We start from the raw sequence: 15,086 nt of genomic DNA on the forward strand, positions 1-15,086 counted from the left end.
TGTATTCTAACAACCTATTTATTAAAAACTATGTAAAATATGCCTTAAATCAAACTAAAGGAATTTGTTTTGTTTTACCTTTTACAATACATACTTTTTTATCCCATATTTAAATTTATAAGTTTTTTTAGAAAACCATCTGATAAAATTTTAATCATACAAACTGCCAAGATCGGCGACTATGCAAATTCGACTGTTATTTTTGGGCCTTTGGCTAAATTTGATATATTGCTTGATGAGGTAAATGTTGCTTTTGCCAAACATGACAATAGGATAGATAAAATTTTTATAATAAATGATATAAAAAAGAAAAAAACTTCCAAGCTAAGACTAGCATTTGCACTTTTTAAACAAAACTATAAAGATGTTTATATCCTTATGCCAAATAGTCTAAATCTTTTCTTGGCACGTTGCACTCTAGCTAAAAACATAGTAACTATCAAACATTACGCTACTTCTAGTAGTTTTAAACTGCTAGCTTTTGGTATGAAAAAAATTTCACATACATTAAATGACTTAACACTATCAACATATCTAAAGATGATAAACATTAATGAATTAAAATTTGAAAAACAACTACAAAAACCACTGTTTGTGCCATCAGAAAATATTATCAAAAGCGACAAATTTAAGGTAGGTATAAGTCTTAGTGCTGGCAATAAAATGAAAACGCCACCTAATCAAACTTGGGAGAATATCTTAAAAATTTTCTCTAAATTTGACTGTGAAATTTATGTTTTTGGTGTTGGTGATGAGGCTAAACTGCTGGAAAAACTAATTTTAGAAAGTAGTGAAAGAAATAGTTTTGAGGGATTAAAATTTATATCAATGATAGATAAGATCAAACTTGAAGAACTTCCGTTTTACCTATCGCAGATGCAGATATACGTAAGCTCTGATACTGGAAACTACTATGTGGCTGATAGTGTGCGCACTCCAACGATATGTTTAATGGGGCCATGCTTTGCAAGTGAGCAGAGGGGAGTATTTGATTCGCTTATTATAAATTCCGCTTTAGCCCCGATTAGTTCAGTATTTAAGACGATCAGGAATATAGATGCGAGTTCCTTTTTTGAGCTCAGCAAAGATGATCTAGAAAAGATTGAACGATTTGTCAAAGATCACTATATATCACATCAACGCTGCGAATATAATTATCCAAACTAAAAGTATCAATGACTGCACTATCTGGTACTTTTGAGCTTGGTTTAGCTAAATTTTCAAGACATTTTAAAAGCGACATTGGGTCTCTTTGGACTATGAAAAAATCTTCTTTTTTTGATGATATATTATAAATTTCTCTTATAACTGGTATATTTGAGTAAATAACGCCAAGGCCACAACTAAGTCCTTCTATGACAACCCTTGGCAATCCTTCATCGCTTGAAAAGCCTAGTACGTAGTCACAATTTTTATAAATTTCTCCCATTTGTTGCACAAATCCCAAATATTGTGCTTTACCAGATTTTATTAGCATATCAAATTTCTCTTTTGCACCAGGTGTCAGCTCTCCACTGCCTGCAAAATAAACATCGACATCATCTCTTTTTAAAAGAGTTAGCGCATCAAAGACCAGCTCATGTCCTTTGAGTGTTAAAAAATTTGCAGGCATTATTATATTGATCTTATTTTTATCAAATTTTATATTGTCTATAACTGTTGTCTCATTATTAACTATCACTGGATTATATATGATGTTTTTTTGTATTTCTATCTGTTTGGCATAAAATTCATAAGTTGAGTTTGAAACGCAAATAGGTATAAATTTTTGTTTATTTAAAATTTTAAGTTTAAATGGTTCTATGGCAGAGTTCTTTCTTAAATGCTGTATAACTTTAATGCCTAAAACATTTGCAGCTTCGATATAAGCAAGATTTGTTGAAAAGTGATTATTTAGATGAATTATGTCTGGTTTTTCATTTAAAAGCATAGCGATGGCATATTTGTAATCTTTTTGATAAAGGTATTTAGCTAAAGTTTCTTTGCTAAATATACGCAACAGCTCTTTTATTATTTTTGCTGGCTGCCTCTTTGGCATAAATTTTATAAAGTTCACGCCAAGATTACTGATCATTTCAGATATATTTTGCTCACCAACTTTATAGTCATTTTCAAAAAAAACGCTAAATTGATATTTCTTGTATTTTTCTAGACCTTCTAAGAGATATATAAAGCTCTTTGTTCCACCACCATATTCATGTCCAGTATCCACAAACAAAATTTTTTTCAAATCATTTCCTTGAGCATATCATAAACCTCTTTTTCATCAATTTGCAACATACATTTTTGAAATTTACACTTTTTGCCTACGCATGGAGAGCAAGTGCGTGGTTTTTTAATAAATTTATGAATATCTATATCAAAATCTGGATTTGAATTTATAGGTGATGCCACCGCAAAAAGACCAATAGTTGGAGTTTTTAGGGCTGCTGCGACATGCAAAGGACCAGTATCTGGCGTGATTAGTATATTTAGCCTTGAAATTAGTGCGGCTGCTTCTCTGATATTAAATTTACCAGCAAGGTTTAAAAGACGAGGATCATTTATCCTTTCTTCTAACTGCTTAGTCATGGCACGCTCAGCAGGACTTCCTGTTAAGACTATGATAGCATTTCTATCTTGCAAAACAAGCTTTGCAAGTTTTTCCCATTTATCTATAAACCACTGCCTAGAAATAGTGCTAGCACCCATTTGAAAACCGATAATTTTACGGCTCTCATAGCCTTTTAGCACCTCATCAACATTAGTAAAATCACTTGCCTCAAGGTATAAATTTAGACGCGTGTCGCGACTTTGAATGCCTATAAATTTAAGCTGTTCTAGACGGTTTAATACCACATATCTATCATCTCCATATGGCTCTGGAGCATTTGAGTGAAATGAGCTAAACTTATTATTTAAATTTGGCAGTTTAAATAGATATTTTGCCCCACTAAGGACAGCTAGTGGAGTAGCTTGCGGTTCATTTGAGTGCAAAATAAAAACTATATCTGGTGATAGTTTTTTTAATTTTTTTAAAATATCCAAAAACCCACTTTTTTTACCATCATATAATAAAATTTCATCAATGTTTGGATCGGTTTTAAAAAGTAACGCAGTAGATGGATTTAGTAGCGTAACTACTTTTACATGCGGAAAATTTTGCTTAAACACTCGAAATACTGGTGTGTTAAAAATAGTATCGCCTAGTGCTGTGTTACTAAAAAAACAAACGGTTTGAAAAGGCTCGGTTACCAGCTGCGTCTTTTGTGTTTTTTTAAAATTTAAAATTAGACGCATAATATTTTCAAAGAGTTTCATACATTTTTTCCGTTTGTCTAACCATTGTTTGGATTGAGAAATTCTCTACTATAAAATCTCTAGCGTTTGCACTAAATTTAGTACGAAGCTTAGCATCTTCTATAAGAGTTTGCAGAGCATTTTTTAGAGAGTCTTTGTTGTTATTTTCAAACAAAAGTCCCGTTTCATTATCTTTTATCGCCTCGCCAATACCACCTACATCACTACCTATACAAGGCACGGCACAAGACTGAGCCTCAAGCAATGCTGTGCCAAGGGCTTCCATTTTTGATGGTAAAACAAATAGATCAAAGCTACCTAAAAAATCGCTCACATCGGCTCTATTGCCAAGCATTAAAATGTTTGAGGTTTTTATATTCTGCAAATTTTCATATTGTGGGCCATCGCCAACTACAACTAAAAAAGTATTTTGTAAATTTAGCTCACTAAATGCTTCAAATAAAATTTTGTGATTTTTAGCAGCTCTTAACACTGCCACAATGCCCACTATAATGGAATTTGCAGGCAAGCCAAGCTGGTCTCTTATATCTTTTTTAAAATGTGGAGTAAATTTTTCAGTATCAACTCCAGTATAGATAGTCTCTATTAGGCGTTCTTGCACTCCTTGAGATATAAGCTGAGTCTTGACGGCATTTGAAACAACAACGATCTTATCATTTATGTTGTAACTAAATGGCGACCTAATTGGCGTTTGCAAATGTCTAGTGCGAACTACCTTTGCACCAGTTACTTTACCAACTATGGCACCTATAATTCCATCTTTACCCGAGTGAGTTGAGATAATTTTTATATTATTTTGCTTTACAAATTTGCAAATTTTTAAAATTTCAAGGATATTAAATGACCTTTTAAGGTTAAACTCGAAAAATTCACATTCTATCTGCTTTTCAAGGCTTTTTGAGCCAGGGTTTAGCCCATAAAAAACCTTAAATTTGCTCTTATCTAGCCCATTTATCACACGCTGCGTGCGGTGCTCTTGCCCGCCAAAACCAAGAGAGCTTTCAAGCTCTAGTATATTTATCATCGTTTTTAGAGCCTTCTTTATAATATATACCAAGTGCCATACCTAATGTAAGATAGAAAAGTTTTGCTTCGCTACTTCCAAAAAAACTACCAAATAGCAAGCTTGCAATAAAACCAAATCCGCCAAAGAAAATCGTGTATCCAAATACCCTTAAAAGCGTATCATTATTTTTACTTACCTGAATGCTAGTTTTTAAATAACTTATCCAAATTCCAATAAATGCGAGAAGTCCAAATATACCAAGCGAAAAAAACATCCCTAAAAATTCATTATGGACTTGAGAATAATCAGAAAAAGGCACATCTTGCTCACTATTTAATTTTCTAATAGTTTTTCCATATAAAAATCTACCATATCCAGTCGGCACAAATGGCTCATGCAGTCTATAAATAAGGACTGACTTCCACGAGGCTATTCTAGAAGGAACCGACTCAGTTAGCCCCATTTCAGAGTAAGTCCCCATCTCTTTTGGAGATTTTTTCATAAGCTCAATATATTTTGGTATTAGTGTCAAATTATATCTATCTGGAGATATGTGATGAGAAATCTCATAAAAGCCAAAGATAAATATCGTAACTAATGCACAAGACAATATTCTGATTTTATTTGATCGTATAAAAATAAAAAAAACAGCTACCAGCACAAATATAACACCTATATAAGTAGCTCTTGTATTGTTTGAAATGATGCTAACTAGTGATATTGCCAAAAAAAGAACCGCGAATGCTTTATTTTTTTTAAATGTAAAAAGAGAAATGGCACATCCAAAAGCATACACTGCCCAAATTCCAAACCTCTCGCCGCCACCATCGTAAATATATCCATCTAATAACCCGCCAGTTCTGTAACGGAAATCAAAGCCAACATTAGCCCATGTTATTATATTTATGACAGAATGCAGTAAAAGTGAAGAGAAAAATATATAAATATAAATTTTAATTTTCTCATATCCTAAATTCATAAAATAATAGAACAAAACGATCATAAATGCGACATTTTTTATAACGCCCTTATTAACCTCTTTTAGTGTTTCATTTATATCTATGGTAAAAAAAAGTGATATATACGCTAATAAAGCTATGATAAAAAGTAGAGCTAGTGTGGCTTTTATTTTTAGTAAATCTTTCAAGCTCCATTTTTTATACTCTGTTGCAACGACTAAGAGAGTAAATAAAGACATAGATATAGACTGTATAGAAGCTACTTTTGCCACTGGCAAAGAAAAGAGATAAATGGTAAAAAATATATATTTTAAATTTTCAAGCAAACTGTAATATTTTGTTAAAAATTTCATCATTTTTGATTTCCTCTGCTATTTTATTCGGGCTTTGTAAGACTATGCACTCACCGCTGCCGTAGATTGGTGCCCATCTTAAAGGATTTGTTTTTCCAAATAAAACGATCGTCTTTACACCAAGCGCTGGGGCTAAATGTGCTACACCTCCGTCAAGAGTAAGAACAAATTTGGCTGCCCAAATATAACTTGCTAGCTCATCTAAACTTTTTGTTCTAGCAAAAACAACATCTGCCTTATGTGATATGTCATTACCAAAGTTAGCCTCTTCTGCACTAATGACAATATTTTTAAATCGTTGCTTTAGAAATTCTAAAATTTCTAAGATTTTACCTTCGCTTAAGCGATTTTGTTCTACTCGTGATGAGATATGAAAAAATACAAAGTCTTTAAATTTTTCATTTTTTTCACTTGGCACGTAAAGTGTTTTTTCATCTTTAAAATTTACCCCAAGTGGTGTCAAGCATTGACAACATAGCATGGCTTCATGTAAGGACTGATCAAAATTTAACCTATCTGTTATGAGATGTCTATCTTCGTTTTGTTTGACTGCTCCTATTATCTTTTTAGCACGAGCCACTCTTGCAAAGATAGCGGCAGATGGCGAATAGGAGCTTCTAAAAATAACAACTACATCATAATTCTCACGCCAAATTTGAAATAAAATTTTACACTTTCCAAAAAAAGCTTTAACCTTCGCGGCAATGGATCTCACATGCTTTGGCTTTGTATATGTGTATATTTTGTTTAAAAAAGGGTTGTTTTTAATAACACAAGCATTTAAGCTATTTGCTACGATATCTATCTGAGCCTGAGCGTAGGCTTTGCGCAACGCTTCAATGGCTGGCGTAGTGCAAATTAAATCACCTATGTTGTCATTTCTTATAAGTAAAATTTTCAAAATGTTCCTTCATTAAAATGGCAAATTATATCTAAGATTATTTTAAAACAAGCCAATTTTTAGGTTAAGGCATTTTTTTGTATTATTAAACGATTTAATATTATTTAAAAATGTTTTTGGCGGAGTTATAGATGAAAAAAATAGTATTTTTAAGAACTAATCCAAACGCAGTTGGAGGTGCTGAAAGATACTTAAGAAGGCTTGTTAAGGCCATAAATGAGTTTGGTATCCAAACAGAAATTCGCTCATATCTTGGAGATACTGGCATCTCTTCTTGGAAAAAAGCGCTAAATTTTAACCGACAAGTAAAACGCCAAAAAAGAGAAGATGAATTTTACTTTAGCCTAGAGCGAGTAAGCTGCGCTGACATCTACAGGGCTGGAGATGGCGTACATAAGGTTTATAGGGCGACAAAGAGCTTTTGGTGGCTAAACCCCCTAAATTTCGTCTATCCATACTTAGAGAAAAAGTGCTTTAAAAACTCCCAAAAGATCATCACGAACTCAAATTTCATAAAAGAGCAGATTATCGCGACTTACGGCATAGAGTCTGAGAAGATCACGACCATTTATAACGGCGTAAATTTGCCCCAAAGGGTGCAAAAAGCTGAGGCAAAGCTCGCACTTTGTGATGAATTTGGACTTAAATTTGAGCTAGCGACCCTGCTTTTTGTGGGAAATGGCTTTAAAAGAAAGGGACTAAAAGAGTTTTTGCTCCTTGCCTCAAAGCTAAAAACGCCCGTAAATACGCTCATTGTCGGCAAGGATAAAAACATCTCGAGCTACAAACGCCTAGCTAAAAAACTTGGGCTAAACGCCTACTTTATCGGCGAGCAAAAGAGCACGGCTAAATTTTATGAGGCGAGTGATATTTTCATCTTTCCAACGCACTATGAGCCATTTTCAAATGTCGTGCTAGAGGCACTTAGCTTTAAAAACGTGGTCTTTACGACGGCTCAAAATGGTGCTAGCGAGATTTTAGAAGATAAATTTGTGCTTCAAAGCCCAAGTGACGAGAGCGCGCTGGAGTTTATAGATGAAATTCTCACAAACCACGAGCTTTTAGCGAGCCTACAAGAGAAGGCTTACGAGCTATCTTTAAATTTTAGCATCGAAAAAAATGCCGCTCTTACGCTTGAAGTGATAAAAGACGCCTTAAAATGAGAGTTTTTATCGAGCTTCCAACCTGGCTTGGTGATAGCGTGATGGCAAGCGCTGCGATCGAAAATTTGGTGCAAAATGAGAAGAATTTACAAATCGTTTTTTTTGGCTCATTTGTAGCCTGCGAGCTTTACAAAAGTCATCCAAACTGCGAAAAAGTGGTCGTTGATGAGAGCAAAAAAGCTAAATTTAGATTTTTATCACTTGCTAAAAGTGCAAAAAGCCTTGGTAAATTTGATCTAGCTCTTAGCTTTAGAAGCTCGTTTGCTAGTAAATTTTTACTATTTTTTATAAACGCTAGGCAAAAAGCCATCTTTAAAAAGAGCAAAACCGTCCTTCATCAGGTGCTAAAATATGCAAATTTTGTAAAAAACGCCCTTGGCTTGGGCAAAATTTCTACTCAGCTAAAACTACATTTTACACCTCAAATTTCAGCTAAAAAAACGCTAGCTCTTAATCCAGGTGCGAGCTACGGAAGTGCGAAAAGATGGTATCCAGAGTATTTTGCGCAGGTGGCGCTAAATTACAAAGATGAGTTTGAGATAGTCATCTTTGGTGGCAAAGGCGAGCAAGAAATTTGCGAAAAAATAGAGCAAATTTTAAAAGAAAATGGCGTAGCTTGCCAAAATTTAGCTGGCAAAACCAGCGTCAAAGAGCTTTGTGAGCGCATAGCTGGGCTTAGTAAAAATAGCATTTTCGTCACAAATGATAGCGGCCCTATGCACGTAGCTGCCGCCTTTTATGTGCCAACGATCGCTCTTTTTGGACCGACAAAATTTAGCGAAACCTCGCCCTGGGGCAATGAATTTGCAAAGATAGTGCATCTAAATTTAGCTTGCATGCCCTGTATGAAGCGAGTTTGCCCACTAAAAACGCATGCTTGCATGAAAGATCTCAAGCCACAAATGGTAATAGATGAGATAAATTTACTAAGAAATGAGCTAGATTATTAAGCTAAGTGCCTAATAACCCAGCCAAAATATAAGCTTAAAGCTTCGCAGAGACGCTTGTTAGTCTGTTTAATTCATCAAATGAAAAAATTACATTATCTTTAAATTTAGCTACTATCTCATCTTTGTTTTCGCTAAATTTTATCTCGCAGCCTAGCAAAAGTCCTTTTATAAAAAGCTTGTGATCTAGCTCATAGGCACTTATACACTCATTTACTACGTTTACTACTTCGCTTGCTAAAACTGGCTCTTCAAAGATGGCCTCCGCCCTAAATGCCACATACGCAGCACCACCGTCGTAATCAATTTTGTAGTAGCTTAGCTCCTCGCCAAGCGCCACGCAAGCAACCATGCTGAGCGTATGACCATTTACATTTTCATCTAGCTCAAACTGCGCCGTTTTAAACGCTTCAAGCCCAAATTTCTCGCCAAACTCACGCGCCCTATTTGCAAGAGCAAGCAAGCGCTCATCAAAGCCATTTACATTTTCATAGCCCCAAAGCCAAGTATTTGACAAAAAGCTCTCAGAGCCGATAAACTGCATATCAAACTCATGCTTATCAAAGCAAATTTTGCCACTTTCAAAGTCAGCCTGCCACTTGCTAGCCTCAACCACTTGTTTAAAAAGCCGTTTTTGAAGCAGCATCGCTCTGCCAAGGCAAGCGCTAAAAAGCTCACTCCAATTAGACTTATCTATGCCAAGCTCATCTAAAAAATGGCTCTTTTTTCTAAAAATATCAAACATTTCTTGTCCTTAAATTTACGCTGATGCGGCGAGCTTTTCTATCTCCTCGCCCACATCGTCGCTTATGATAAACTCAGTCTTATAGATGAAAATTTCGCCAGTTGCTTCATTTTTTATCTTCAAGATTAGCCGTTTTTGATTATTTGGAGCATTTTTGCTAAAAACTAGCGAGTAAATTTGCTCCAGCTTTTGCCTGCTAAGCTCGCTAAGGCTTAAAAGCACCTCCAGCTCGGCATACTCTCTTGCCTTTTGAGGGGCGCTCGCCTCTTCGTTTTTACTAAATTTAGAGTTTTGTTTTAGCTTTCTTGTCTTAAAGTCTAAATTTTGCGCATCTTCTAGGCTATAAACCTCATTTAAATTTGTCCTTACAAACTGATCGTCGCGCGAGATATTTATCCTAAAAGCATAAGGCAGATCGCGTTTTGCCTCGTCTTTTACGATATCTTCGATGTTACCAAGCTCCCTTTCAAAGACTGCGATCTCGATGTTGCCGTGAAAGTCCAGCACATTTATAGTGCCCATTTTTTTGCCACTTTTTGTGATCCTCGTGCTAAAATCCTCGATCTTGCCAACCACCAAAATTTCAGCACTTTGCGGCAAGGTCTCAAACTCAGAGCTTAGCGTGTATTTGATCTTATTTATCTCATCTTTATAGTCATCAAGCGGGTGACCTGAGAGGTAGATGCCAACACTCTCTTGCTCAAATTTCAAGATCTGTTTGATGTCAAATTCATCATCTATAGTGACGAAATTTATCTTCACGTCATTCATACTATCATCTTCGCCAAATAGGCTCTCGGCCGCATTTTTACGTATCTGGGCTGCATTTTTGCAAGCTTCTACGATATTTTCTACATTTTGTAAAAGCATCTTGCGGCTAAAGCCAAACTCATCGAAGCAGCCAGCTTTTATAAGGCTTTCAAAGACCTTTTTATTGACCTTAAATGGATCGATCCTCGAGACAAAGTCATCCATGCTCTTAAACTCGCCCTTTGCGTCGCGCTCAGCGATGATGTTCTCAATAGCCGCTCCACCAACGCCTTTAATCGCTCCAAGCCCAAATATAATGCCGTCGTGATCACCATTTTTAACGACGCTAAATTCTTTGGTTGATTTGTTGATAGATGGTGGTAAAGTATCGATGTTTATGCGTTTTATCTCATCGATGTAGCGAACGATCTTATCGACGTTGCTCTCCTCGCTTGTTAGAAGTGCCGCCATAAATTCAGCCGGATAGTAAGCCTTCAGATAAGCAGTCTGAAACGTGACATAAGCGTAGGCTGCGGAGTGAGACTTATTAAAGCCATATCCTGCAAATTTAACGATCAGCTCGAAAAGATCATCCGCTTTTTGTCCATTTAGCCCCTTGGTCTCAGCACCTTTTACAAACTCGCCCTTTAGCCTATCCATCTCTTCTTTGATCTTTTTACCCATCGCACGGCGCACAAGGTCCGCACCGCCTAAGCTAAAACCGCCTATGGCTTGCACGATCTGCATGACTTGCTCTTGATAGACGATAACGCCGTATGTTGGCGCAAGGATCGGCTCAAGCTCCTTAAATGCGTATGTTATTTCCGCCTCGCCATGTTTTCTTTTGACAAAGTCATCAAGCATACCACTCTCCATCGGTCCTGGGCGATAAAGTGCTAGCATCGCGACGATATCCTCAAAGCAGTCTGGGCGCAGGCTAGTTCCTAGCTTTCTCATGCCCTCGCCCTCTATCTGAAAGATGCCGATGGCTTGACCACTTTGTATCATTTTATAAACGCCAGTGTCGTTTTTATCGACCTGTTCCCAGATGATGTCTCTGCCAGTGCGCTGTTTAACGAGCTTGATCGCATTGTCGATAACCGTTAGCGTTTTTAGGCCAAGAAAGTCAAATTTTATCAAATCAACGTCTTCAAGGTATTTTAGACTATACTGCGTCACAAAGCGATCTTCTGGGCTGTTTGGCTGGCGAAATAGCGGGGTTTTGTTCCAAAGCTCTTCGTTTGAGATGACGACACCTGCTGCGTGCTGGCCAGCGTTTCTGTTTAGCCCCTCAAGATCAAGGGCAAATTTCCAAATTTTAGCCGCCTTTGGGTTTTGACTTATTAGCTCAGCTATCTTTGGCTCTTTCTCGTAGGCGTCTTTTAGCGTGATGTTAAGCTCATCAGGGATAAGCTTTGCCATCGCATCAGCCTCCGCATAAGGCATATCGCAGACTCTAGCGACATCTCTAATGACACCCTTTGCGAGCAATTTACCAAATGTAATGACGCCAGCAACGTTAAATTTGCCGTATTTTTGCGTAACGTAGTCGATGATCTCGCCGCGCCTGCTCTGGCAAAAATCCACGTCGATATCTGGCATGCTAACGCGCTCTGGGTTTAGAAATCTCTCAAAAAGCAGGTTATATGGGATAGGATCAAGGTCGGTGATCTTTAGCGAGTAAGCGACCAGGCTACCAGCCGCAGAGCCACGTCCTGGGCCAACTGGCACGCCTCTGCGCTTGGCTTCGTTGATGAAGTCCCAAACGATCATCATATATCCTGGGAAATTCATCTTATTGATGATGCCGATCTCTATCTCAAGGCGCTTTCTATACTCTTCGTGTAAATTTTCAGGGACAAATTTCAGCCTCTCTTCAAGCCCCTTTCTACACTCATGCTCGAAAAATACAGCGTCATTCTTGAAGCTATATCTGTTTTCTGGCTCTGGGAGGGTCAAATTTCTCTCCTTGGCGCACTCAAGAGTAAATTTAAAATTTGGCGGAGTTGGGTTGCCAAGCTTGATCTCGAGGTTGCACTTATCCACGATCTCTTGGGTGTTTTCTATCACTTCAGGGATGTCTAAAAATAGCTCGTTCATCTGCTCTTTGCTTTTTACAAAAAACTCATGAACGCTGTGGCGAAGTCGGTTTGGATCGTCTAAGGTTTTGTTCATCGCGATGCACATGAAAACCTCGTGTGCGGCGGCTCTTTCTTTAAAAGTGTAGTGGGTGTCGTTTGTAGCGATGACCTTGATGCCAGTCTCTTTTGCGATACGCAAGATGTCATCGTCTATGCGCCTTTGATCGCCGATGCCGTGGCGCATGATCTCAAGGTAAAAGTCATCTCCAAAAATTTCTTTATACTCAAGCGCGACCTCTTTTGCCCGCTCGTAGCCTTTAGCGCCAAATTTAACGTTACGCTCGCTTAAATTTAGATGCCAGCTCACCTCGCCCTGCAAGCAAGCAGAGCTGCAAACTAGGCCCTCGCTATGCTCTTTTAAGATTTTTTTATTGATACGAGGATAGTAGTAAAAGCCCTCGATGTAGCTCATGGAGCTAAGATACATCAAATTTTTGTAGCCAGTCTCGTTTTTGGCGATTAGGATGAGGTGAAAGCGCTGTTTGGTGCTCTTATCGTCAAGCTGCTCGCCGTTATGCACGTAAGCCTCGATGCCAATTAGCGGTTTTATACCATTTTTTTTCATCTTTTTGTAAAAATCAATCGCGCCAAACATATTGCCGTGATCCGTGATCGCTGCTGCTGTGTCGCCCCTGTCATGGAGCGTATGAGCTAGCTCTTCTATCTTGTTTGCTCCGTCTAGTAGGGAGTATTCGGTGTGTAAATGTAGGTGCGTAAAGCCAGAATTTTCACTCATTTTTTATCCTTTTTAATGAGCGGATTTTACAAAATTTTGGCTAATAAGGCGCTTGATGAAAGCTTAATGATAGCTTTAAAATTTAGAGAATTTTTAGTATTTGGCAAGAGCAAAGCGCATGGTTAAGCTGTCACGCTGCGTTCGTTTTATAACAAAGGGGCTCGAGCAAATTTTAAAATTTCATGAACAAGTAATTTCGGCTCTAAAATTTGAGCTAAGCGGTAAGCGAAGCCAAATTTTGGTAGTCAATTCTTGCGAGTGAATGAAAGTTTTAAAATTTGCAAAGACAGATTTATTAAATTTGTAAATTTCTTTTTATTCAAAAGGGGACAAGGGGACACGAGTTACGGTCTGCTCGCAGTTACGAGCTTGCGAAGTAAAGCCGTCCCCTTATCCCCCTTTTTAAATCCCCCAATCCCCTCGCGCGTTAGAGGTACATGCGATAGCGCTTTGCGCCGCATGCATTTTATTCAAAAAAAGCCTCCATCAAATTTTAAAATTTCGTGAACGAGTAATTTCGGCTCTAAAATTTGAGCTAAGCTGTAAGCGAAGCCAAATTTTAGTAGCCAACTCTTGCGAGTGAATGGAATTTTAAAATTTGCAAAGCAACCTAATCAAATTTAAATGTTTGCCTCTTTGTTAAGGGGGAAGAGGCTTGAATTACGATGTCGCTCCCTTCCCCCTTAACAATCCCCTAACCCCGACGACGTTATAGGTAGCATGCTTCAGTGCTAAAGCACTGCATGCTATTTGCGCCAAAAAAATCAAGCTAATTTTAAATTTCTAGAAAATTTTAGAGTTCACCAACTTCTCAGTCATATTTTTAAGCCTAAATTCATAAAGCAGGTTTGAAATTTTATCTGCTGAGCTTAAATTTAGTCCTAGATCACTTGCTAACATTTTGTAATAAATTTGAGGATTTTGGCTTAGATCTATTGGCGGCGACTTGGAGCTTTTAGAAAGCTTTTTGGCTCCGTCTAAAAGTAACTTGTGGTGGATAAATTTAGCATTTAAAAAGCTAAAATTTAGCCTTTTTGCAAGGTATCTTTGAGCTAGCGTGCAAGGCAGCAAGTCCTCGCCTCTAACGACCAAATTTACCCCCATATCCTCATCGTCTATGACGCTTGCGAAGTTGTAAGCTGGAGTAAAATCCTTTTTATAAATGACAAAATCGCCCATCTGCGCTGCCACTTGCCTGCCAAGCTCGTCATTTTCATCAATGCTTAGTCTGATAGCGGTTTTATCTTTTATAAAATTTAGCTTTTTATCTTTGCAAATTTTAGTGTAAATGCCGTTTTCATAGGCATCTTTGGTGGCTCTTGTGCACTCACAAATGTAAATTTCATCTAGCTTTTTAAGTGCATTTTCATATCTTTTAGCCCTTGTTTTAAAGCTAAAATTACGCTCAAAGTCGCTAACGCTTGTAGCGCCTTTGTCATAATCTAGCCCCAAAAATTCTAAAACGTCAAAGATATTTTGAACAAATTCGCGCCGGTATCTGCCAAGGTCATAATCATCGATCCTTAAGTGCAAAACGCCACCCAGTGAGCGCGTCAGAAGATAAGTCAAGATGAAGTTATAGGCGTTGCCAGCGTGCAGATAGCCGCTTGGCGTCGGAGCTATGCGAGAGACTATGCCACCAGATGGTGGCAAATAGTCATTAATCCCTTGGTCTAGCCTCATTTACTCTTAAAGTGCGTCCGCCAAGTTCTTTTTCATTTAGTGCGTCGATCGCCTTTTGGCCCTCGTTCGCGTCGTCCATTTCAACAAAGCCAAAGCCCTTTGAGCGGTCTGTTTCTCTATCTTTTACGATTTTTGCGCGCTTTACTTCACCAAATTGTGCAAAAGCTTCCTTCAACTCTGCCTCTGTCGTTCTATACGACAAATTTCCTACATAAATGTTCACAGGATTATTCCTTAAAAAAATTATCGATCTGATCGATTAGAGAAATAATAGCTTATTTCCGTCAAAAAGATGTAAAAATCAAGAAAAATATTACAAAATTTTAAAAAATATCCTTAAATGCAACAAATCGCAACAATACGGCATTATAATATCTATCACTAAACAAAATTTATCCTTAA

Annotated in this window: 12 protein-coding genes; 3 read left to right on the forward strand and 9 right to left on the reverse strand. The window is 37.5% G+C overall.

Annotated elements, in window-relative coordinates:
• Positions 1-69 precede the first annotated feature (69 nt).
• Positions 70-1,167: a glycosyltransferase family 9 protein gene (locus CVS91_RS06020; RefSeq protein WP_107830979.1), complete on the forward strand. Its 1,098-nt coding sequence runs from the start codon at positions 70-72 to the stop codon at positions 1,165-1,167.
• Here CVS91_RS06020 and CVS91_RS06025 read toward each other — a convergent pair.
• Genes CVS91_RS06025 through CVS91_RS06045 form a run of 5 tightly spaced genes read right to left on the reverse strand, consistent with a single transcriptional unit; the run spans position 1,115 to position 6,519 of the window.
• Positions 1,115-2,230, reverse strand: coding sequence for a glycosyltransferase family 4 protein (locus tag CVS91_RS06025; RefSeq protein ID WP_107830981.1), 1,116 nt, complete (start codon positions 2,228-2,230; stop codon positions 1,115-1,117). The two genes, CVS91_RS06020 and CVS91_RS06025, sit on opposite strands and share 53 nt — an antisense overlap.
• Positions 2,227-3,300, reverse strand: a complete 1,074-nt coding sequence (locus CVS91_RS06030) for a glycosyltransferase family 9 protein (RefSeq protein ID WP_107830983.1) — start codon at positions 3,298-3,300, stop codon at positions 2,227-2,229. The genes CVS91_RS06025 and CVS91_RS06030 overlap by 4 nt, the downstream gene beginning before the upstream one ends.
• Positions 3,287-4,324 carry a glycosyltransferase gene (locus tag CVS91_RS06035; RefSeq protein WP_107830985.1) on the reverse strand — a complete coding sequence of 346 codons (1,038 nt, stop codon included), beginning with the start codon at positions 4,322-4,324 and terminating at the stop codon, positions 3,287-3,289. The genes CVS91_RS06030 and CVS91_RS06035 overlap by 14 nt, the downstream gene beginning before the upstream one ends.
• Positions 4,302-5,621, reverse strand: coding sequence for an O-antigen ligase family protein (locus CVS91_RS06040; RefSeq protein WP_107830987.1), 1,320 nt, complete (start codon positions 5,619-5,621; stop codon positions 4,302-4,304). Before CVS91_RS06040 ends, CVS91_RS06035 begins: the two co-directional genes overlap by 23 nt.
• Positions 5,584-6,519: a glycosyltransferase family 9 protein gene (locus CVS91_RS06045; protein WP_107830990.1), complete on the reverse strand. Its 936-nt coding sequence runs from the start codon at positions 6,517-6,519 to the stop codon at positions 5,584-5,586. The genes CVS91_RS06040 and CVS91_RS06045 overlap by 38 nt, the downstream gene beginning before the upstream one ends.
• Before the next feature lie 131 nt (positions 6,520-6,650).
• Here CVS91_RS06045 and CVS91_RS06050 point away from each other — a divergent pair, with 131 nt between their 5' ends.
• Positions 6,651-7,682 (forward strand): glycosyltransferase family 4 protein, encoded by a 1,032-nt coding sequence (locus tag CVS91_RS06050; RefSeq protein ID WP_107830991.1) that lies wholly within the window; start codon positions 6,651-6,653, stop codon positions 7,680-7,682.
• Positions 7,679-8,632, forward strand: a complete 954-nt coding sequence (waaF, locus tag CVS91_RS06055) for a lipopolysaccharide heptosyltransferase II (RefSeq protein WP_107830993.1) — start codon at positions 7,679-7,681, stop codon at positions 8,630-8,632. The genes CVS91_RS06050 and waaF overlap by 4 nt, the downstream gene beginning before the upstream one ends.
• Positions 8,633-8,666: 34 nt before the next feature.
• On the opposite strand, the gene CVS91_RS06060 is transcribed toward waaF, so the two are convergent.
• The 4 genes from CVS91_RS06060 to CVS91_RS06080 form a co-directional block, all read right to left on the reverse strand.
• A complete protein-coding gene (locus CVS91_RS06060) occupies positions 8,667-9,374 on the reverse strand; it encodes a DUF6882 domain-containing protein (protein ID WP_107830995.1) in 708 nt (235 codons plus the stop codon).
• A gap of 15 nt (positions 9,375-9,389) precedes the next feature.
• The gene (gene dnaE, locus CVS91_RS06065; protein ID WP_107830997.1) at positions 9,390-13,001 is read right to left on the reverse strand and encodes a DNA polymerase III subunit alpha; all 3,612 of its coding nucleotides are present in this window, start codon (positions 12,999-13,001) and stop codon (positions 9,390-9,392) included.
• Positions 13,002-13,784: 783 nt separating this feature from the next.
• Complete coding sequence (locus tag CVS91_RS06075; protein WP_107831001.1) at positions 13,785-14,684, reverse strand: glutamate--tRNA ligase family protein; 900 nt, start codon at positions 14,682-14,684, stop codon at positions 13,785-13,787.
• Positions 14,662-14,907: an RNA recognition motif domain-containing protein gene (locus tag CVS91_RS06080; RefSeq protein WP_035142802.1), complete on the reverse strand. Its 246-nt coding sequence runs from the start codon at positions 14,905-14,907 to the stop codon at positions 14,662-14,664. The genes CVS91_RS06075 and CVS91_RS06080 overlap by 23 nt, the downstream gene beginning before the upstream one ends.
• Between the last annotated feature and the right edge of the window lie 179 nt (positions 14,908-15,086).

Source organism: Campylobacter concisus, from assembly GCF_003048985.1.
In the GTDB taxonomy this organism is placed as follows: domain Bacteria; phylum Campylobacterota; class Campylobacteria; order Campylobacterales; family Campylobacteraceae; genus Campylobacter_A; species Campylobacter_A concisus_AY.